The 20,078-nt window shown below is 62.8% G+C and carries 17 protein-coding genes; 4 read left to right on the top strand and 13 right to left on the bottom strand.

Annotated features, from left to right (window positions below):
* Nucleotides 1-134 precede the first annotated feature (134 nt).
* Complete coding sequence (locus ACQ5BM_RS22535; protein ID WP_429816181.1) at nt 135-722, bottom strand: ATP-dependent Clp protease proteolytic subunit; 588 nt, start codon at nt 720-722, stop codon at nt 135-137.
* A gap of 239 nt (nt 723-961) precedes the next feature.
* Between ACQ5BM_RS22535 and ACQ5BM_RS22540 the strand changes: the two genes are divergently transcribed.
* Nucleotides 962-1,540 carry a HupE/UreJ family protein gene (locus ACQ5BM_RS22540; RefSeq protein WP_429816184.1) on the top strand — a complete coding sequence of 193 codons (579 nt, stop codon included), beginning with the start codon at nt 962-964 and terminating at the stop codon, nt 1,538-1,540.
* A 51-nt stretch (nt 1,541-1,591) separates the two neighbouring features.
* Here ACQ5BM_RS22540 and queF read toward each other — a convergent pair whose 3' ends face one another.
* The 3 genes from queF to ACQ5BM_RS22555 all read right to left on the bottom strand — a co-directional run bounded on the left by queF (nt 1,592) and on the right by ACQ5BM_RS22555 (nt 4,826).
* On the bottom strand, nt 1,592-2,056 hold the full coding sequence (queF, locus tag ACQ5BM_RS22545) for a preQ(1) synthase (protein WP_429816187.1): 465 nt from the start codon (nt 2,054-2,056) through the stop codon (nt 1,592-1,594).
* A gap of 151 nt (nt 2,057-2,207) precedes the next feature.
* Complete coding sequence (locus tag ACQ5BM_RS22550) at nt 2,208-3,128, bottom strand: cation diffusion facilitator family transporter (protein ID WP_429816189.1); 921 nt, start codon at nt 3,126-3,128, stop codon at nt 2,208-2,210.
* A gap of 123 nt (nt 3,129-3,251) precedes the next feature.
* Nucleotides 3,252-4,826 carry an MFS transporter gene (locus ACQ5BM_RS22555; RefSeq protein WP_429816192.1) on the bottom strand — a complete coding sequence of 525 codons (1,575 nt, stop codon included), beginning with the start codon at nt 4,824-4,826 and terminating at the stop codon, nt 3,252-3,254.
* Nucleotides 4,827-5,005: 179 nt separating this feature from the next.
* Between ACQ5BM_RS22555 and ACQ5BM_RS22560 the strand changes: the two genes are divergently transcribed.
* Nucleotides 5,006-5,932: a LysR substrate-binding domain-containing protein gene (locus ACQ5BM_RS22560; RefSeq protein WP_429816195.1), complete on the top strand. Its 927-nt coding sequence runs from the start codon at nt 5,006-5,008 to the stop codon at nt 5,930-5,932.
* A gap of 85 nt (nt 5,933-6,017) precedes the next feature.
* Here ACQ5BM_RS22560 and ACQ5BM_RS22565 read toward each other — a convergent pair whose 3' ends face one another.
* From ACQ5BM_RS22565 to ACQ5BM_RS22575, 3 genes are all read right to left on the bottom strand, one after another.
* Complete coding sequence (locus ACQ5BM_RS22565; protein WP_429816197.1) at nt 6,018-8,207, bottom strand: anthranilate synthase; 2,190 nt, start codon at nt 8,205-8,207, stop codon at nt 6,018-6,020.
* Between the two features lie 112 nt (nt 8,208-8,319).
* The gene (trpLE, locus tag ACQ5BM_RS22570; RefSeq protein WP_429816646.1) at nt 8,320-8,364 is read right to left on the bottom strand and encodes a trpE operon leader peptide TrpLE; all 45 of its coding nucleotides are present in this window, start codon (nt 8,362-8,364) and stop codon (nt 8,320-8,322) included.
* Between the two features lie 124 nt (nt 8,365-8,488).
* On the bottom strand, nt 8,489-10,591 hold the full coding sequence (locus ACQ5BM_RS22575; protein ID WP_429816199.1) for a TonB-dependent receptor domain-containing protein: 2,103 nt from the start codon (nt 10,589-10,591) through the stop codon (nt 8,489-8,491).
* Nucleotides 10,592-10,989: 398 nt separating this feature from the next.
* Between ACQ5BM_RS22575 and ACQ5BM_RS22580 the strand changes: the two genes are divergently transcribed.
* Complete coding sequence (locus tag ACQ5BM_RS22580) at nt 10,990-11,901, top strand: extensin family protein (protein WP_429816202.1); 912 nt, start codon at nt 10,990-10,992, stop codon at nt 11,899-11,901.
* 30 nt (nt 11,902-11,931) lie between these two features.
* On the opposite strand, the gene ACQ5BM_RS22585 is transcribed toward ACQ5BM_RS22580, so the two are convergent.
* Nucleotides 11,932-12,384 carry a thioesterase domain-containing protein gene (locus ACQ5BM_RS22585; RefSeq protein WP_429816205.1) on the bottom strand — a complete coding sequence of 151 codons (453 nt, stop codon included), beginning with the start codon at nt 12,382-12,384 and terminating at the stop codon, nt 11,932-11,934.
* Nucleotides 12,385-12,630: 246 nt separating this feature from the next.
* On the opposite strand from ACQ5BM_RS22585, the gene ACQ5BM_RS22590 reads away from it, so the two are divergent.
* Nucleotides 12,631-13,140, top strand: a complete 510-nt coding sequence (locus ACQ5BM_RS22590; protein WP_429816208.1) for a DUF1993 domain-containing protein — start codon at nt 12,631-12,633, stop codon at nt 13,138-13,140.
* A gap of 101 nt (nt 13,141-13,241) precedes the next feature.
* Here ACQ5BM_RS22590 and ACQ5BM_RS22595 read toward each other — a convergent pair whose 3' ends face one another.
* The 5 genes from ACQ5BM_RS22595 to ACQ5BM_RS22615 form a co-directional block, all read right to left on the bottom strand.
* Nucleotides 13,242-14,921: a formate--tetrahydrofolate ligase gene (locus ACQ5BM_RS22595; RefSeq protein WP_429816210.1), complete on the bottom strand. Its 1,680-nt coding sequence runs from the start codon at nt 14,919-14,921 to the stop codon at nt 13,242-13,244.
* 95 nt (nt 14,922-15,016) lie between these two features.
* Complete coding sequence (locus tag ACQ5BM_RS22600; RefSeq protein WP_429816212.1) at nt 15,017-16,237, bottom strand: DUF2333 family protein; 1,221 nt, start codon at nt 16,235-16,237, stop codon at nt 15,017-15,019.
* Nucleotides 16,238-16,240: 3 nt separating this feature from the next.
* Nucleotides 16,241-17,530: a DUF6638 family protein gene (locus tag ACQ5BM_RS22605; RefSeq protein ID WP_429816215.1), complete on the bottom strand. Its 1,290-nt coding sequence runs from the start codon at nt 17,528-17,530 to the stop codon at nt 16,241-16,243.
* A gap of 123 nt (nt 17,531-17,653) precedes the next feature.
* Nucleotides 17,654-18,061 carry an endonuclease domain-containing protein gene (locus ACQ5BM_RS22610; protein ID WP_429816217.1) on the bottom strand — a complete coding sequence of 136 codons (408 nt, stop codon included), beginning with the start codon at nt 18,059-18,061 and terminating at the stop codon, nt 17,654-17,656.
* 100 nt (nt 18,062-18,161) lie between these two features.
* Nucleotides 18,162-20,078 carry an AAA family ATPase gene (locus ACQ5BM_RS22615; RefSeq protein WP_429816219.1) on the bottom strand — a complete coding sequence of 639 codons (1,917 nt, stop codon included), beginning with the start codon at nt 20,076-20,078 and terminating at the stop codon, nt 18,162-18,164.

Here is a 20,078-nt window from a genome sequence, read left to right on the forward strand (position 1 = left end):
TGCCTTGGTCATGGTCAAAGCCTATACACGGCTTGCCGGACCGGAGCAAGCGTCGCAATGCGCGAAGGTCGCTGCAAAAGAAAAAGGCACCGAGCGATGTCGGTGCCCTCGATATCTATTCGACTGAAGCGGACTCAGACGTCCGCAGCCGAAGTGATGATGCGCGACACGAGACCATAGGCCTTGGCTTCTTCAGCCGAGAGCCAGTAGTCGCGGTCGGTGTCCTTGGCGATCTTCTCGACCGGCTGGCCGGTCGCATCGGAGAAGATCTTGTTCAGGCGCTCGTTCATCTTGATGATTTCGCGTGCCTGGATCTCGATGTCCGAAGCCATGCCACGAGTGCCGCCGGACGGTTGATGCAGCAGGAAGCGCGTGTTCGGCATGCAGATGCGGCGCTCCTTCGCGGCGCCGACATAGATCAGGGCGCCGGCGGAAGCGACCCAGCCGGTGCCGATGGTCCAGACCTTCGGCTTCACGAACTTGATCATGTCGTGGATGCTGTCACCCGACTCGACATGGCCGCCCGGCGAATTGACGAAGATGCGGATGTCTTCGTCGCTGGCCGCGGCAAGCGCCACGAGCTGCGAGCAGACCTTCTGCGCCAGTTCCTGGTTGATCGTGCCGTAGATGAAAATCGAACGCGACTTGAAAAGGTTCGCCTCCGTTTCCTTGCCGAGCGGCAATTCAATCTTCTTGTCGTCCTCGTCGTCGTTGTCGTTCATCCGTATTTCTCCGGCGTCTCATGAATTCACAGTCAAAATCAGATAATGCGACTCGGCCCCGAAAACAATGCAACAAACGGAAGGGGCAACATAGCGGCAGGGCGGACTATGCTTATGGTAAAAACTGCTTGCGCCAAATGCCGTATAGACAGGTCCGGAAAGGCCAATAAGATCAATCGCGTCGAACAATCGCAGGACGGGGCCATCCTCCCAGGCCCCGCCGATCCACGGGGACACGCATGAACAGACGCATCCTGATCGCTGCGGCGGCACTGGCGGCTTCGGCCGCGCCCGCCTTCGCCCATCTCAATCCGGCCGAACATGGCTCGCTTGCCGCCGGCTTCTCCCATCCGCTCTTCGGCGTCGACCATATCCTGGTCATGGTCGCCGTTGGCCTCTGGGCCGCCCAGATCGGCGGCCGCGCCTTGTGGGTCGTGCCCACCGCCTTCGTCGCCATGATGACGGCAGGCTTCGCGCTGGCGGTGGCCGGCGTCACGCTCCCCTTCGTCGAACCGGCAATTCTTGCTTCCGTGGTGGCGCTCGGCCTGCTCGTCGCCATGGCCGCGCGTCTCGACACGGCTGCGTCGGCAGCAATCGTCGGCGTTTTCGCCCTCTTCCATGGGCATGCGCATGGCGGCGAACTCGGCAGCGCCGGGGCGCTCGCCTTCTCGGCCGGTTTCATCGCCGCCACTGCGGCTCTTCACGGGGCGGGCATCGGCCTCGGTATCGCCCTGCAGCGCCTCTCCGGCGGCGGCCTGCTGGCCCGCATCCTCGGCGGCCTCACCGCCCTTGCCGGCGCCGCCCTGATCTTCGGCTGATCTAAATCACCCGGAGAAAAGCAAATGGCGGGCCGAGCCCGCCATTTTCGTTTAACCGCGACCGCGATAGGTCGGCACGCCCTGGTCGGGCAGCCACAAACCCTCCGGCGGCTTGCCGGTCTGCCAGAAGACGTCGATCGGGATGCCGCCGCGCGGATACCAATAGGCGCCAATGCGAAGCCAGCGCGGCGAAAGCAGCGAAACCAGCCGGCTGGCGATCTCGATCGTGCAATCCTCGTGGAAAGCGCCGTGGTTACGGAAGGAATGCAGGAACAGCTTCAGCGACTTCGATTCCACCAGCCACTCGTCCGGCACATAGTCGATGACGATATGGGCGAAATCCGGCTGGCCGGTCATCGGGCAGAGCGAGGTGAATTCCGGCGCGGTGAAGCGCACCAGATAATCCTTGCCCCGGTTGCCGCTCGGCACCCGCTCCAGCACAGCCTCTTCCGGGCTTTGCGGTAGATCGACCTTCGCGCCCAGTTGCGAAAGGCCGGATACGTCGGTCTTGCTCATTTGCCTGTTGCTCCGTGAGAACATTTGCGCATCAGCGCGATCGGCTCTGGCTCGCACCACACCGACCCGCCTCGCTTGCGGCCCTTAAATCAGAACTGCCTTAAGAAGGAAACCTTCTTGCGGTTCAAGAGAAATATGGCCGTTTGTGCTTTCAGTGGCGCGCCGACGTCGTCTTGACGCGCACGCCGTGCGCCTTTTCACCTTCCGGCTCCACATGGATCGCGATCCTGGCGCCCGGATGCACGGCGCGGATCGCATCCTCGATCCGGTCGCAGATATCATGCGCCTCGCCGACCGGCATAGCCTCCGGCACGACCATGTGGAAATCCACGAAGATCGCAGGGCCGGCCTGGCGGGTCTTGAGGTCATGCACGCCGAGCGATCCCTTGGCATTGGCCGCGATCGCCTGCTTGATCGCCTCTTCCTCTTCACCCGAAACCGCCCGGTCCATCAAGCCGTCGATCGAACGGGAGATGACCTTCCAGCCCTGAAACAGGATATTGCAGGCAACGACAACTGCCAGCAGCGGGTCGAGGATCGCGTAGCCGGTGGCGATGGCGAGAACAAGGCCGACGAGCACGCCGGCCGAAGTCACCACATCGGACAGGATATGGTGACCGTCGGCGCTGAGCGCGGGAGAGCGATGGCGCGCGCCGGCGCGGATCAGCACATAGGCCCAGACGGCGTTGATGACGCCGGCGACGAAGTTGATCGCAAGCCCGAACACAGGAGCCTCGAGCAGGACCGGCGACAGGATCGCCGGCACCGCCTCCCAGACGATGAGCAGCGCCGCGACGACGATCAGCACGCCTTCGATGACGGCCGAAAAATACTCCGCCTTGTGGTGGCCGAAGGGATGCCCCGCATCGGCCGGCTTTGCCGCATAGCCGATCATCGCATAGGCGATCACCGCCGCGATCACGTTGACCGTCGACTCCAGCCCATCGGACAGAAGCGCGATCGAACCGGTCAACCACCAGGCGAGCAGCTTCAGGCCGAGCACGGCGAGCGAGAGTGGTATGCCCCAGAAGGCCAGTCGGAGCACGGTACGGTTTTCGGTTCCAGTCGTCATTGTCATTCCTCGTGCAGATGCAAACGAGTTGCAAACGCAAGCCCATTCAAACGCAAAACCGCCCGCGCGAATTTTCGCGCAGGCGGTCGATGGACAAGCATATGGTGGATTAAACGCCGCTTGTCAAAGATTGGTTCGGCTGGATCCGGTTTCTCCGCAGGGAATGGCCTCGAAAGCCAGCAGCTCGGCGTTGGTTTCACCGTCGTCGGCAGCCTTGCCGCCCCGGCCAATGAAGAAAAACACGACCGCTGCGGTCGCCACCGTAATGCCGGTCAGTAGCCAAAGCAGGGCACTGAACGCGTCGGCGTAGGCTTGCAGGAGAACGGCATGCGATGTCTGGGGAGCAAGCAATGCTGCGTCCGCGAGGTTGCCGGTCACGACGCGCTGTGCCGTCGCAGCCGCGTTCGCGCTCGCTTCCGCACCCAGGTTCGAAGCCGTGAGCGCGGAGAGAAGCGCGGTCACGATCGCGAGCGCCACCCCCTCGCCTGCCACGCGCGTGGTACTGAATATTCCCGTTGCCATGCCCGCGCGCTCCTTCGGCACCACACTCACCGCAAGCCCGTCCATCAGCCCCCAGGGCAAGCTGATACCAAGACCGATCAACAGCAGAGGGGCCAGCAGCATGGCCGGCTCGGAGCCCACCGGAATCCGACCGAGCCAGAAGAGCCCCGCCGCCGAGAGCAGCAAGCCCACGCCGCAGATTGCCGCCGGCGTGAACCAGCGCGTCAAAAGGCCCGCGGCAACCGGCAGGACTAGAAGCGGCGCCGACATGGCGATCATCATTTGCCCCCCGGCAACCGCGCTCATCCCCTCTATGCCGATGAAACGCACGGGAAGCAGGATGAGCAGCACCACGAACCCATAGGCAGGCGCGGCCGCAAGCAGTTGCACGCCGACGAAGCGCGGATAGCGAAAGAGCGTCAGATCCAGCATCGGCCGCGCGGCTGACCGTTCGATCCGCCAGAAGGCCAGAAAGAGGAACGCGGAGGCCGCGAGCATGGCGATCACGAGCGGATCACTCCAGCCCCTTTCCGGGGCCTGCAGGATGCCGAAGGTGAGCGCGGTCAACGCCGCGGTGAAGCTCGCGGCTCCCTTCCAGTCAAGGCCTGTTGCATCCGGATCGCGCGTCTCTCGCATGAAGACCGCTCCGAGCGCCAGCGCCAGGCCCGCGAGAACAACGACGAGCAGGAAGATCGCGGGCCATCCGAATGCCTCGATCATGAGGCCTGAGGCGATTGGCCCGAAGGCCAGGCCGACGCCGAAGCTGGCACCGACGAGACTGAAGGCTCTCAGCCGCTCGTTTTCTTCGAATTCCTGGGCAAGCGAGGCCATGCCGCCGGAGAATGCGGCGGCCGCCCCGACCCCTTGGAGCGCGCGCAACACATCGAACCAGACGATATTGCCGGCGAATGCCAGAGCAGCCGAGAACAAGAGGAAGGCGGCAAGACCGCCGAGAAAGACACGCTTGCGACCGAAACTGTCGGCAACTGCCCCTGCCGCCATCAGCGAACTGCCGAAGGCCAGCATGAAGGCATTGGTGACCCAATTGAGTGCGATGGGATCGGCGCCGAGGCTGCGGCTGATCGCCGGCAGCGCCACCGCCGGTCCCGTGAAAGTGAGCGGCATCGCCGCGGCGGCGCAACAAACCGCTGGGAGCACGAACCAGCGTCTGCGTGTATTTCGAATATCTTCTCTCATGCCTCATTCCATCCGTTCGAGCAAAGGAGATGCCCCCGCGCAGGCTCCGTGGACCCTCCGCCCAGAGGTCGCAACTCCCGGGTATCCGTTGACGAATGCAGGATAGTTTCGACATAATTGTATGAATACAGTGCCACTTGGCCGTTCATACTGGAATATGACGCTCGAATGGAGAAGCAATGGATCGCTTGAGCGGATTGACGGCCTTCGTGCGCACCGCCGATCTCGGCAGCTTCGTTGCCGCCGGACGCGTGCTCGGCTTGTCCGCCTCCGCGGTCGGCAAGGCCGTGACCAATCTCGAAAGAGAGCTCGGGGTGCGCCTGCTGCAGCGCTCGACGCGCAGTATCCGGCTGACCGAGGAAGGACGCCTCTTTCACGAGCGCTGCCGCCGCATCCTCGACGATCTCGACGACGCCGAGGCTTCATTGGCCGAGGCGGTGGCCGTTCCACGCGGACGGCTGCGCGTCAGCGTGCCGATCGTCAGCTACCATCTGCTGCTGCCGGTCCTGCCGGAATTCGTGCGGCGTTATCCCGAGGTCGAGCTCGACCTCGACTTCAACGACCGCATCGTCGACCTCATCGATGAGGAAGTGGATGTTGCCATCCGTAGCGGCGTGCTGCCGGATTCCCGGCTGATGACCCGGGCGCTCAGGCCATTCCAGCTTCTGCTCTGCGCCGCCCCCGCCTATCTCGATCGGCACGGCACGCCTGAACGCCCGCGCGACCTCGATGGGCACCACGCGATCCGGTTCCGTTTCCCCAACAGCCGCAAGCTGCAGGAATGGCCGATCGTCATGCCCCCGGGCGGGCCCGACCCACAGATCAGGACCGTGCTCACCTGCAACAACATGGAGGCGCTGAGCGGTTCTGTCCTCAGCGGCCTTGGCATCGGCTGCCTGCCGGATTTCCTCGCCCGTCGGCCGCTCACCGATGGCCGCCTCCGCACAGTGCTCGATGCCTATCTCGACGCTCCCGGACAGTTCCACCTTCTCTGGCCGTCAAGCCGGCATCTGTCGCCAAAGGTGCGCGTTTTCGTCGACTTCCTGAGCGAGCGGCTTTTTTCCGATCGCTGCGAGCGCGTGCCGGCAATGCCTGCGACACGGTGAAGACAAAAAGGTGCCGCCTCCCGCGCGGAAGCGGCACCTTGGGTTTCCTCTTCAGCATCGCCCGACTTCGGGAATGCTCCAGCGATCAGGCGGCCTTGATCTTTGCGCGCTTGGCAAGATGCGCCACCACGTTCTCGATCATCCGCATGCCGGCATCGCCACCGAGCGTCATGATCGATTCCGGGTGGAACTGCACTGCCGCCACCGGTTCCTTCGTGTGCTCGATCCCCATGATCGTGCCGTCTTCGCTTTCGGCGGTGATCATGAAATCGTTGGGCAGGCTCGACGGATCGGCGAAGATCGAGTGGTAACGACCGACCGTCACTTCCTTGCCGAGGCCGGAGAAGACGATGCCGGGTTCCAGCACGCGGATGCGCGACGGCTTGCCGTGCATCGGGATCGCGAGCTGGCGCAGGTCCCCACCATAGGCTTCGGCCAGCGCCTGCAGGCCGAGGCAGACGCCGAAAATCGGCAGGTCGCGCGCCCGCGCCTTCTTGATCGTCGCCTTGCAATCGAAGTCTTTCGGATTGCCCGGTCCAGGCGAAAGCACGACGAGGTCCGGCTTGACGCGTTCGAAGATCTCTTCGGCCACCGGCGTGCGCACCGTCGTCACGGTGGCCCCCGTCTGGCGGAAATAGTTCGCCAGCGTATGAACGAAGCTGTCCTCGTGATCGACGAGCAGGATGTTGACGCCGGCGCCAACCGCGGCAACGTCGCGGCTTGCCTTGGCGCTGTTGGCGGATTTCGCGTCACGAATGGCTGCGATCATGGCGGAGGCCTTCAGTTCGGTTTCGGCTTCTTCTTCTTCCGGGCTTGAATCGTAGAGCAGCGTCGCCCCCGCCCTCACCTCGGCGATGCCGTCCTTGATGCGGATCGTGCGCAGCGTCAGGCCCGTGTTCATGTCGCCGTTGAAGCCGACCATGCCGATGGCGCCACCATACCACGCGCGCGGGCTCTTCTCATGGCTTTCGATGAAGCGCATCGCCCAGAGCTTCGGCGCACCGGTGACCGTCACCGCCCAGGCATGGCTCAAGAAGCCGTCGAAGGCGTCCATGTCGTCGCGCAGGCGTCCTTCGATATGGTCGACCGTGTGGATCAGGCGCGAATACATCTCGATCTGGCGGCGGCCGATGACCTTGACGGAGCCCGGCACGCATACACGGCTCTTGTCGTTGCGGTCGACGTCCGAACACATGGTGAGTTCGGATTCGTCCTTCTTGGAGTTCAGCAGCTTCAGGATCTGTTCGCTGTCGGCGATCGGGTCGTCGCCACGCTTGATCGTGCCGGAGATCGGGCAGGTTTCGATGCGACGACCGGAAACGCGCACGAACATTTCCGGCGATGCGCCGACGAGATATTCCTGGTTTCCGAGATTGATGAAGAAGGAATAGGGCGACGGATTGATCGCCTTCAGCCGGTTGGAGATCTCCGAAGGCTTGCTCTCGCAGCGCTCATAGAACTTCTGGCCGGGCACCACTTCAAAGAGGTCGCCGCGGCGGAAGCTCTCCTTCGCCTTGACCACGAGTTCGGCATATTCGCCCGGACGATGGTCGCCATGCGGCGGGATAGTGTCGACCGTCTGGAACGGTTCCGGCGCAATCTCGTCCGCCTTGCCTTCGGTGGTGCGGCCATCCTTGGCGAAATCATAGCGATCGATCCAGGCCTTGGCGGCATAGTGGTCGACGACCAGGATCTCGTCCGGCAGGAACAGCACCATGTCGCGCTGGTCGTCCGGGCGCTTGAGCTTCAGCTCGATCGCATCGAACTGGAAGGCGAGATCGTAGCCGAAGGCGCCATAGAGGCCGAGGCTCGCATCCTCGGCCGAATGGAAAAGATTGGTGACGGCGCGAAGCACGCTGAACACCGTCGGTATCTTCGAGCGCTCTTCCTCGGTGAAGACGCGATCCGGTTCGTTGATCGTGAGATCCAGACGACGGTTGGTCGAAGCGCCGAGCGTGATGTCGGAAACGGTCTTCAGATGCTCGGTGATGATCGACAGCAGCACCTCGCCGCGGCCGTTATAGGCTTCGATCCAGAGCGAACGGCCGAAAGAGGAGATGCCGAGCGGAGGGTCGACGACCGCCGTATCCCAGCGGGTGTAGCGGCCGGGATATTCATAGTTGGAAGAAAACACCGCGCCGCGGCGTTCATCGAGCTTGTCCACATAGCTCGCGATCGCCTGGCCATAGGAAGCTTCGCGCCGCCTGCGCGTCACCACGATGCCGCCCTTGGTGGTGTAGCTCTCCGCTCCGTCTTCGAGAATTACCGTTGCCATTCGCCTCGCTCCGTAAAAGCCCGGTCCTTGAGCGGCCCAAACATGAAAAAAGCCGCCTCGAAATCTCCGGGCGGCTTCATCTCTCAATCACGCATGACTGGTCAAGGCCGCCTCAGCGAACCCACCACCAGATCGAAATGTTGCGTGCGTTTTCCATGGGCGAAAGTGTTAGCGTGGCTTTATGCCACGCGCAAGCGGGAAAGCGACGGCAACTGCGGTGGCTGCGGCAAAAAAAGAGGCGACCCTTGCGAGCCGCCCCGACTGGAGTTGATCCGATACTATCAGAACTTCGCCTTCGCCGTCACCAGGAAGGTGCGGCCGCGGCCCGTATCGATCGTGCTGCCGGCAATCGTGCTCGACGACGGCGTATAGGTCTTGTCGAACAGGTTCGTCACCGTCGCCGTCACCTCGAAGCCATTCTCGAACTTGTAGTTCGCGAAGAGGTCGACGAGGCCATAGCCCGGAACGTTCGGTGGCGTGCGGTTGATCTCGCCGACGAAGGCGTTCGATACGGCATAGAGCCGCGTGCCGACCGTCAGGCGCTGGTCTTCGAGGAAGCGCGCACCGAGCGTTGCGCTGATGATGTTGTCAGGCAGGTAGCTCTGGACGCCGAAACCGTTGACCTGGGAAGGCAGATCGCTCTCGGTGTAGGTGTAGGCGAGATCGCCGAAGACAAAGCCGGCATCGTAAGCCGCCTGGAGTTCGAAGCCCTGCACCGTCGAAGTGCCCGGATTGTTGACGAAGAAGATCTGGCGACCGCCACCGAGGAGCGCTGCAGTGATGTAGTTGTCGATGCGGTTGTGGAAGTAGTTGGCCTTCAGGCGCAGGCTGTCGCTGGGATCGAGCAGTCCGTCGAAGGTGAAGTTCGCGCCGATTTCCCAGCCTTTCGAGATTTCAGGCTCGAGGAACGGGTTGGGGAAGAACATCTGGAAGCCGCCCGGGTGGGAGCCGCCGGCAAAGGTCTCGTTGACCGTCGGCGAACGCGAGGTCTCGGCATAGGTCACATAGGGCTGGAACCAGTCGGTGGGGTTCAGCGCGACCGTGACGCTTGGGTTGAGACGTCCGTCGGACTTGTCGACCGTGTACGGACCCGCCGGCAGGCCGATCGGGTTGCCGGCCGAGACGGCACCGGAGCCATCGAGGCTGAAGTGATCCCAACGCAGGCCGGCCGTCAGGTCGACGATGCCGTAGGTGAAGGTGGTGTTGCTGAAGACACCGGTCGTCGCATTGGTGCCGCTGCCGTTGACGCCGCCGGACGGACGCGCCGCACTGTTGATGACGTCGTAGTCGTCGCGGAAATACTCGACGCCGTAGTTCGCCCTGACCGAAACATCGCCAAGATCGAACAGCGAGGTGTTCGAGATATCGAAGCCCTTGCCGGTGTCGGTGATGCGGCGGCCGGCCGCCGAGCCGCCACCGCGAACGTCGGTGTCGTACTTCATCCTCAGCCGGTTCCAATAGGCATTGGCCTTGAAGTCGATGAGTTCGTTGTCCGGCGTGTAGGAATAGCTGGCCGAAATCGTCTCATTCTTCACGTTCTGGAAGTAGGAGTTCGCGAAGAAGTCGTTGTCATAGGTGATGCCGGTGAGCTTGAAGGTGTGATCCTTGTCCGGCGTCACCTCGAACTTCAACAGGCCCGACAGCAGGTCTTCCTCGGTAAAGGGCACCTTTACGCCATTGCCGTTGTCGTAGTTGCCGGGGTCGGCCTTGCTGATACCGCCGAGCACCGAGAAGACGTCGTTGAAGCGGTAGGCGCCGATCAGTGATTCCGACCAGCCGGCCTCGTTGCTGCCGTAGGTGGCCGAAGCGATGCCGCCGTAGTTCTTGCCGTCCTGGATCAGGTCTTCGACGTCATAGGTCTTGAAATTGACCGCACCGGCGAGTGCGCCACCGCCAATACCGGTGACGGCGCCACGGGTCACGTCGATCTCGGACAGGAATGCCGGATCGAAATAGGCAAAGCCCTGGGCTTCATGGCCGGTGAAACGGAAATTCTGGCGCACACCATCGATCATCATGTTGACGCGGCCGGAGCCCTCGAAGCCGCGGATGTTCACGGCGACGCCCGGGTTTTGCGGGTTGTTCGCGGTCGAAGTACCGGGAACGCCGCGCAGCAGGTCGTCGGTATCCAGGCCGGATTGCAGGTCGATCTGGTCGGACGTGACAACGCTGACCGGGCCGGCCTTGGCATAGGGGTCGGCGGTGCGCGAGCCCTTGGCAACGATCGGCGACAGGTAGGTTTCGCCCTTCTTGGTCTCCTCGGCCTTTTTCTCTTCCGGCTTTACCTGGGTTGTCGCGCTCTGGGCGAAGGCGACGGTGGCGACTGAAATTGCAAGAGTTGTCGTGCAAGCCAAGAGGGCCTGGCGACGATGCCGGGTGAGCATGGACCAATCCTTTGAGGTTCGAGGCCGGGCTTGCTGTTGAGCGGCAAACTCAAGGGGCTGGCTGGGCGTTCTGGGCGTTACGACATGTCGTCGCCTCATTCATGCCGCATAAAAAACATGAGTATCTTTGTCAACATACAAAGATCCTCCCCACAATTTGTGGGGTTGCGGCAATTCGAGGCGTTGCCGAACTGCAACGCTTTTGCCCGAAGAGCTGGAGCGGATGAGGAAAAGTGCCTGAGCCGTCCCGCTCGCATCCCGCTCTAATTCATTGGAATCGGTGATGTTTATGATTTCGGTCGACCCACCCAAATCATCGTGATCTCATGAAACCAGATCCGGTTCCGCGCGTTCCCTCCGCTCAAAGCCCGCTGCGCGGGCAGCAAGAAAGGAACTGGATGCGTCGCTCTTTCCCCCTGATCCTGCTGTCATTCCTGATCCTGACGGGCGCCAGCCTGCCGAAATACGGCCCCATCCCCGCAAAAAGGCCGGCGACAGATGCGGGGACGGAGGAGGCCGTTCCAACGCCCGACAAGAAGCCGACGGACGATGCCAAGGGCGCAACGACGCAACAGCCGCCGGCGGGCAACGGCGAGCGACCCGTCCCGCAGCCGAAGCAGACGGCTGGAGACGAGCAACCGCCAAAGGACGAGAAGCCGGTGGCGGACGAAAAGGACCAGCGCGCGGACGAGAAGAAGGATATCGAGCCCGCGCCGGCGCCAATCGTCTATCCACCGGTCGAAACGGAGAATGCAGCCGAATATGCGAAATGCCTGGCCGACTTGAGGGCGGTCGGGGCGACGTTCGTCGAAGCCAAGCGCATCGACGACGGCAAGGGCTGCGGCATCGACAAGCCGTTGGAGGTCACAAGCATTCTGCCGGACGTCAAGCTCTCACCCAAGGGATTGATGCGGTGCGAAACGGCGCTGGCGCTGGCACGCTGGACGAAGGAGACCGCCCAGCCGGCTGCCGAAGTCGCCTTCGCCAAGACCATCAAGATCAAGGCGCTGAACCAGGCATCGACCTATGTTTGTCGCCTGCGCAACAATGCGACGACAGGCAAGATCTCCGAACATGCCCACGGCAATGCCATCGACATCGCGTCCTTCAGCTTGAGCGACGGGACGACGATCGCCATCCAGCCGCGCGATGAGGACGGTACGATGGAAGGTGCGTTCCAGCGCGCGGTCACCGCCTCCGCCTGCCTGTATTTCAAGACCGTGCTCGATCCCGGCAGCGATGCCGCCCACGAAACTCACCTGCATCTCGACGTCATCAATCGCCGCAACGGCTATCGCTACTGCCGTTAGGCGAGGACCATTGGCGAGGGGCGTCGCGGCTCAGCCCTTGCCATATCCGAGGGCGACGAATTCACCCTCGAAGCGTCCGGCCAAAGCGTCGCCGTCGAGGAGGTCTGCAGCGACCACGGCGCGCGCCCTGCCCCGCCGTTCGAGCATCCGCAGAAAGCTCGGCCATTGCGCGGCGTCCGCCAGCGACGAGCGGGCGGAAAAGGCGCCGGCGACGGGTTTCAGATAGTCCATCCGGTTGCTCTGGATCACCAGGCGGGCCGCCACGCCGTTGTTGCGCAACCGCACATGCAGGAGCGACCAGGCCGAAAGGATCGTGAGCGCCGAGGCGCTGCCGCCAAACACCGTTTCGCGGTGGTTGATGTTTGGCGCCAAAGGAGCAGAGAGCCGAACATGGTCGTCGGTTATGTCGTCCACGTGCACCTGCATCGCCGCCGAAAGCGGGATATGGGCGTGAAGATAGGCCTGCAAATCCTGAGGTGTCATCGCGGTGTCCATGGTCTTGCTGCAGCGCTGCACGCCTTATGGGACGCGCGGTGTTCGCTTTCGATCAATGCGAGACCCCATGTCCTGGCCAGAACAGCGGCAGGCCTGCATCCTATCGCCTCTTGCCAGCGCTCCATGGCCCGCAAAGATACCGGTTCGCCCGCCTTGCAGGAACGGGCCTCGGCCCCCAAAATACAAGCGCGAGGAAATCCACCCGTTTTACGCCCAGTCTCAAGGATAATTGTCATGGCATTGACGATGTACCAGCTCTCCATTCCCGCTCTCATTCGCGGGCTCGGTGTCCTCACCAAACTGCTCGACAAGGCCGAGGCTTTCGCGCGCGACAACGGCATCTCCTCCGGCGACCTCGTCAATGCCCGGCTTGCGCCGGACATGTTGACGCTGGCCGGCCAGGTGCAGCGCGTCAGCGATACGAGCAAGGGCCTGGTCGGCCGCCTGACCTCGATCGAGGTGCCCCGTTTCCCGGATGAGGAAAAGACCCTGGACGAACTGCGGCAGCGCATCGCCAACACCGTTGCCTTCCTCGAAACGGTCCGTCCGGTCGATCTGGAGGACAGCGCCAGCCGCCAGGTCGTCCTCAACTTCCCGACGCTGAAAGTGACGCTCACGGGTGAAGAGTATCTGTTGAGGTTCGTGTTGCCGAACTTCTATTTCCACCTGACGACGGCCTACGACATTCTGCGCCACAACGGCGTTCCGATCGGCAAGGGTGACTTCCTCAGCCTCACGGCCTAGTTTCCGCCGCGGAAGCGAACAGAAATGCAGACATGACAACGCCGCGCATCTGCCGGATGCGCGGCGTTGTTTTCGTCAGGCTGCCGGTAAGCAAGCGCGCCCTAGAACAGGCCTTCAATATAACCCTGCTCGTTCAGGAAGATCTTCTCCGACGACGGCACCTTGGGAAGGCCGGGCATGGTCATGATCTCGCCGGTGATGACGACGATGAAGCCGGCGCCGGCCGCAAGCCGCACCTCGCGGATCGGCACCGCATGGCCGGTTGGCGCGCCGCGCAGGTTCGGATCGGTCGAGAAGGAATATTGCGTCTTCGCCATGCAGATCGGCAGGTGGCCATAGCCCTGCTCCTCCCAAGTGCGCAACTGGTCGCGCACTGTCTTGTCGGCGATCACCTCGCTCGCGTGGTAGATGTCCTTGGCGATCGTCTCGATCTTGTGGAAGAGCGACATGTCGTCGGGATAAAGCGGCGAGAACTGCGAGTGACCGGCTTCGGCCAGTTCCGCAACCCTGCGCGCCAATTCCTCGATGCCAGCCGACCCTTGGGCCCAATGCCGGCAGAGCACCGCTTCGGCACCAAGCGTCGCGACGTAGTCCTTGATCGCCTGGATCTCGGCTTCGGTATCGGACGTGAAGTGATTGATCGCGACGACGACGGGCACGCCGAATTTCTTGACGTTCTGCACGTGCCGCCCGAGATTGGCGCAGCCCCTGCGCAGCGCCTCCAGGTTTTCCTTGCCGAGATCGTCCTTCTTGACGCCGCCGTTCATCTTGATCGCCCGGACCGTCGCGACGATCACTGCGGCGTCTGGCTTCAACCCCGCCTTGCGGCACTTGATGTCGAAGAATTTCTCCGCGCCGAGATCGGCACCGAAACCGGCTTCGGTCACCACGTAGTCGGCGAGCTTCAGCGCCGTCGTCGTCGCGATCACCGAATTGCAGCCATGGGCAATGTTGGCGAAGGGACCGCCGTGCACGAAGGCGGGATTGTTTTCGAGCGTCTGCACCAGGTTCGGCTGCATCGCGTCCTTGAGCAGCACCGTCATCGCGCCATCGGCCTTGATGTCACGGGCAAAGACCGGGCTCTTGTCGCGGCGATAGCCGATGATGATATTGCCGAGCCGTTGTTCGAGATCCTTAAGATCGGTCGCCAGGCAAAGGATCGCCATCACCTCGGAGGCGACGGTAATGTCGAAGCCGGTCTCGCGCGGATAGCCGTTGGCGACGCCGCCGAGCGAGCCGACGATGTGACGCAGCGCCCGGTCGTTCATGTCCATGACCCGCCGCCAGGCGATGCGGCGGACGTCGATATTCTGCTCATTGCTCCAATAGATGTGGTTGTCGATCAACGCGGCGAGCAGATTGTGCGCCGACGTGATCGCATGGAAATCGCCGGTGAAGTGCAGGTTTATGTCTTCCATCGGCACGACCTGGGAATACCCGCCGCCGGCGGCGCCGCCCTTGATGCCGAAACAGGGGCCGAGCGAGGCCTCGCGGATACAGACGATCGCCTTCTTGCCGATGCGGTTGAGGCCGTCGCCGAGACCCACCGTGGTCGTCGTCTTGCCTTCGCCGGCCGGCGTCGGGTTGATCGCGGTTACCAGGATCAGGCGGCCGTTCTTCTTGTCCTGTTGGCGCGCGATGAAATCGGCGCCGATCTTCGCCTTGTCGTGGCCATAGGGCAGCAGGTCTTCGGGTGGTATTCCGAGCGCCGCGCCGATCTCCAGGATCGGCTTCTTCCTGGCCGCGCGCGCGATTTCGATATCCGACTTCACCTCCGTCATGCCATGCTCCTCCCTGGCTCTTTTCTTGTTCGCTCCATTTCGGGCGCGTTATGAACGCATGCAAGGGCGGCCGTCGCCGACTGCCCTCTTTCGCGTTAGCGGGCGAGAATATCGCGCATTTCGACGATGTTCGAGCGCACCCTCAGAATGTAGAAGCCCATGGTCGCCAGATGCGTCGGCATGATCCAACCGGCCTCCTCACCATTGGAGATGATGAACGGCTGGATGCGCAAGGCGGCACGCAACTGCTTGATCGTCTCGGCCCAGATCGGCGTCAGCCCGCGCTGGGCAACCACGTTTTCGAAATCGGCACCGGCCGCCGACAGGATGCCGTAGTAGCCATAGAGCTGACCATAGGAGAACCAGAAGCGGTCGTCGGCGCGCGTGTCGAACCAGCCGCCATTGTGGTTTTCCGAACGCTCGCGAAGGATCGCCGAGGTGTTGCCGAGGTCGTTGGCGACACGATCGAGAAACTCGACGAGGTTGTCGGAACGGCCGTCGAAGATCGCTTCGCACTTGCTGAGCGAGGTATTGAATGAGCGCAGGTCCTTCATTGCCGCACGGTAGAAGCTCGGCGTCGGCGTCTTCGGACCAAACGGGTTCAGGCCGAAATACCAGGTCTCCTCGTCGAACTGGACGTTGCCGCGCGCGCGCTGCAGGTCGTTGTTGATGCCGGACGTACCGCGCACGCGGCCGAGCGAGTCGACCAGCTCGACCGAAGTACGGCGGATCGCCTGGTTGATGCCGCGCTGGAACGACGCCTTGTTGTCGAGCCACGGCGTGTCATCCCAATCGAGCCCGAAGAAGCCGAGCTTGTAGAGCAGCATCGACGAGATCCAGGCATTCTCGTTGACATTGAAATCGATGAGGTCGGCGGTGACATCGACGATTGCCGAGGTCTGGCAGACGGTGCCGGCCGGCAACTGCACGGCCGACAGCGCTTCCGGCGTCGATTCCTGCGGCTGCCCCGCAACACCCGCGAGATTGTTGGCGCCACCCGTCGCCAACTGTCCTGTCGTCGCGCCGGGCCCGCTCATCGGCGAGCCGGCAGGAACCTTGCGTTCCGCCAGCTTGTAGCGGTCGACATAGTCCTCGTTGAAATTCGTCCAGGCCTGGGTCTGCCAGATGAAATAGCCATAGAACAGGATCAGGCCGAGCAGAATGATGCCGATCGGTCCCTTGATGATCCAGCTGCGCTGCCGATACCAGTCGCCGACCGCGATGAAGGGCCAGAGCAACCAGGCGACGGCGAGCCCGATGCCGCGGCCGATCGCGGTAAAGACACGCTGGAAAAACGCAACGATCGGGTCGAACATGTCCTATTCCTCTCTGAGGCCGTAAAGCTTGTGGCGGAAGGCCGCCTTGTCCTTGAGATATGAGCCCGTCAGCGTCGCCACAACATAGGCCTTGAAGCTCTCGCTATAGCGCTCATAGGCGTCATAGAAGCCCTGCTTGTCGAAGACGAAGCGGGAGATGAAATCGCGAGGGACGAGCTGGGAAATCAGGCGGTTGACGAGCCATTGATCAGGATGGGTCGGGGCCGCGCGCACCAGCATGAAGCGGTTCGCCGGCGCGACATCCTGCATCTTGATCGTGCCGGTGGCAGCCACGGTGCGGATCATCTCCTGCAGGAACGGATAGGCTCCGTCCCTGGCGACGGCGGCCGCATTGCGGTGCATCCAGGTCTGCAGCCAGATCCGGTCGGCGTTGGCGAGATCGGCCGTCGGGTCGCTTTCGTTGATCAGGCCGCGCACGACCATGTCGGCGCGATGCTGGTAGAGGCCGGAGTCCTCTACCCAGGAGGCCTGCGGCAACTGCAGCCGTTTGGTCGAGGCGAGAAAATCGTAGATCCGGGCGTGGTCGTTGATGGCGATGTAGCTCACCTGCCAGGGCCGCGACCGACGGAAGCCGGGAACCGAGGGGTCGCAGATGACGGTGGTCGTCTTGTCGTCGAGGAAGACGTAGACGCCGCCGAAATGATTGGCCCAGAAGGCTTCGTGGCGGAAGACGAGCTGATCCGGCACCAGCGCGTTCTGGCGGATATCGCCGGTCAGCTTGGCGAGCTCGACCATGCGGTTCAGCATCTCGTCGTCGGCCCAGGCCGTCGGTACTTTCTTCAGCCGGTCGACCAGCCCGCGCAACTCGGCCGCCTTGCCGAGCATGTCCTCGGCCGACAGAACCCGGAAGCGCACCTCGTTGATCGAGAGCAGATCATCGATGTCGTCGACGATCGAAACCGAATCCTCGATCTCGCCGTAGAGCGCATCCTTGATCGTCACCGCGTTGATCGCGCGGCTATTGGCGTTGAAGAATTCGTGCATCAGCGCCGCGGTGTTGGAAAAGCTGGTGTGAACGACCGGCAGTTCCGCCTGTTCCGGCGTCATGATGATGAAGCGGCGGTTGACGCGGTTCGGGTCGAGATAATCGCGATCGCCCAGTTCCTCGGCGATCTCGGGCGAAAACCCGGTCATGTCGATGCTGAAGGCCGTGACCGCCGTCGGCCGCAGGCCGAATCCCTCAAGCGCCTTGTTGTAGCGCGCGATCAGATGCGGCTCGGAAATATCGAGCAACCGCCCATAGATGAGTTCCGCTTCAAGCAGGCGTTTCATGCGACATCCCCTTCAGCGTAGGTGCCGCGTAGGCCGCATCGCGCACCGCGAACGCCGCGTGGGCCACGTCCCCTCTCCCCGCCTGCGGGGAGAGGGCTAGGGTGAGGGGCAACTCGCCGTAGCTTAATCATGCCTTCCGCCTGCTGGAATGAACGTCAAATCCGATGCCCTCACTTCGTCCGTTAGCCGCTTTTCCAGGATCGCCACGATCGTCTCGAGAACCGCACCACACTCCTTCAGAACCTGTGTGTTCCAGAAGCGAACGACACTCCATCCATTGGCCACCATGTACATATCGCGAATTGAATCGCCACTCCTGTTCGCGTGCTGACTGCCATCGACTTCGACGACGAGATGGTGATCCCGACAAGCAAAATCAGCAAAATAGCGACCTATCGGGAACTGCCGCACGAATTTGTAGCCGTTAAGCCGTCGCCCCCTCAGCTCCGACCACATGACCGCCTCGGCCTCGTTGTCTGAACGCCTGAGGAGCCGGGCGCGTTCGGTCCCTTTCGTATTCGCGCCTCTCAAGGTCTGCCCCTCACCCTAGCCCTCTCCCCGCAGGCGGGGAGAGGGGACGGCGTCGTGGCTCGCAGCCACCCTCTCAGTCTTGGGCACGGCCTAGACATCTTCATCCCTGCCACCGGCCGTCGCGTTTCATCGCCTCGATCTCGCGGATCGCCTTTTCGCGCTGGCGCTCGCGGCGGATGATGTCGGTGACGGCGGCATCGTCGGATTTGTCGGTGTAGCGGAATTCGCTGTCAGCGTAGCGGTTGATCTCCTGCAGCACCATCTCGATGGTGATCGGACCGCGCAGCGCCTCGATCATCGCCTTCTTCTCATCGTAGCCCTTGTGCATGAACGAGCCGGCGTCTTTGAACCAATCGTCAGGAAGCTCGACATCCATGGCCCTGAGCTTGATCGCATCGGTGATGTTCTTGATCGCCCGGCCGGTAAAGCGGGGCTCCGCCTCCTTGATCATGTGCAGGTAGGCGCCGACATCGGCGAGCGAGGCGATCTTGCCCCTCTCCTTCTCGTAGCGCTCCCAGACAGCTACGAGACCATCCTCTTTCGGCCGTGCGTGCTCGGCGTAGGATTGCGACACGGCGCGCTTGATCTCCTGGCCTTCGAACAACTCGTGCTCGCCGAGCGGGATCTTGTGGTTCTTGCCGACGAGAAGCGCGAAGATGTCGATATAGTCGTCCTCCGTCTGCGGCCCGTCCACCAGCCAGCGGGCACCGGCGCGCTGGCGCAGCGCATCGTCGACATTTTCCGGGTAGTTGGAGAACATGCCGAAGGTGCAATTGCCGCGCACCACCGTCGAGGCGCCGGCAAAGCTCTCCATCAGCACCGCCGTCACCTCGTGCTGGCCGGCCGAGGCGCGATCGTCGGAGCGCTTCGCCGCCACCTGGTCGACATCGTCGATCGTGCCGAATCCGATCGCCCGCGGGTTCATGACGTTGTTGACGAACTCCTTGCAGTTCTGGCCGGATTTGCCCTGATAGGAGGAGATCTGGTCGACACCGAAATTCTCGTAGTGGAAGGCGTAGCCGGCAATCGCGCAATAATCGTTGAGCATGCCGGCGAGCATCTGGATCAGGATCGTCTTGCCGGTACCCGGCATGCCGTCGCCGATGAAAGTGAAGAGAAAGCCGCCGAGCTCGACGAAGGGGTTCATCTGCCGGTCGAAGTCATAGGCCATCAGCATCTTGGCAAGCTTCAGCGCCTGGTACTTGGCGATGTGGTTGCCGATGATCTCCTCCGGCTTCTTGAAGGTCATGACCAGGGGCTTGCGCTTCTGGCCGGGCGCGACGTCGAAACCGTTCAGCGTGAAATCGTCCTGGTCGAGCCGGATATGCACGGTCTCGAAGCTTTGCAGGCCGGTGAAGCGCGCCTTGCGCGCGATCAGCCCTTCGATCGCCACGCGCGCGAACGCCCGCGTCCGGGCCGTCAGCGCCAGCTCGTCAGGAGCGCCGGCAATGCTGCGGTCAAGCGCCGCGACGAGACTCTTCAGCGCGTCCTGCGGCGTGTCGAACAAAAAGTCGGGCTCGGCCGCATCGTCGACCGGCTCGCCCTCGCCGGCAAGCGTCGAGCCGAGATAGGCGGCCAACGTGAAGGCGGCGACGTAAGCCGAGGCCGAAAGCAGCGCCTTGAACTGGTTCGCCTCGTCTCCGGCGAGCGGCGAGGTGGCGTTCCTCGCCTGCAACTGTTCCAGGCTCGTCTGGCGCGCGAAGACGTCGGCGACGGCCAGCGCCACCTGGATGCCGCGGCGCGTGCGGTAAAGCACGGCGTGCTGGGCCGGCGAGAACATCGGGTCGCCCTGGCGCACCGCCTGGATGGTCTTCGTCAGCTCGACCTCGCGCGTGCGGCGCTGGCCGCCGGTCGAAACCGTCGACACGAAACGGCGACCGGTACCGGCAAGCGACGTGCCGGCGGCCCCATCCTCTCGCTCCAGGATGATGAGCTTGGTGACCAGCCCCTGCGCCACCGCCTGGTGCTTGGCGATATCGTCCTCGTGCAGCGTCGTCAGCCCCGTATTGAGTGTCAT

The organism is Ensifer sp. B1-9 (assembly GCF_050474445.1).
GTDB lineage: Bacteria > Pseudomonadota > Alphaproteobacteria > Rhizobiales > Rhizobiaceae > Ensifer.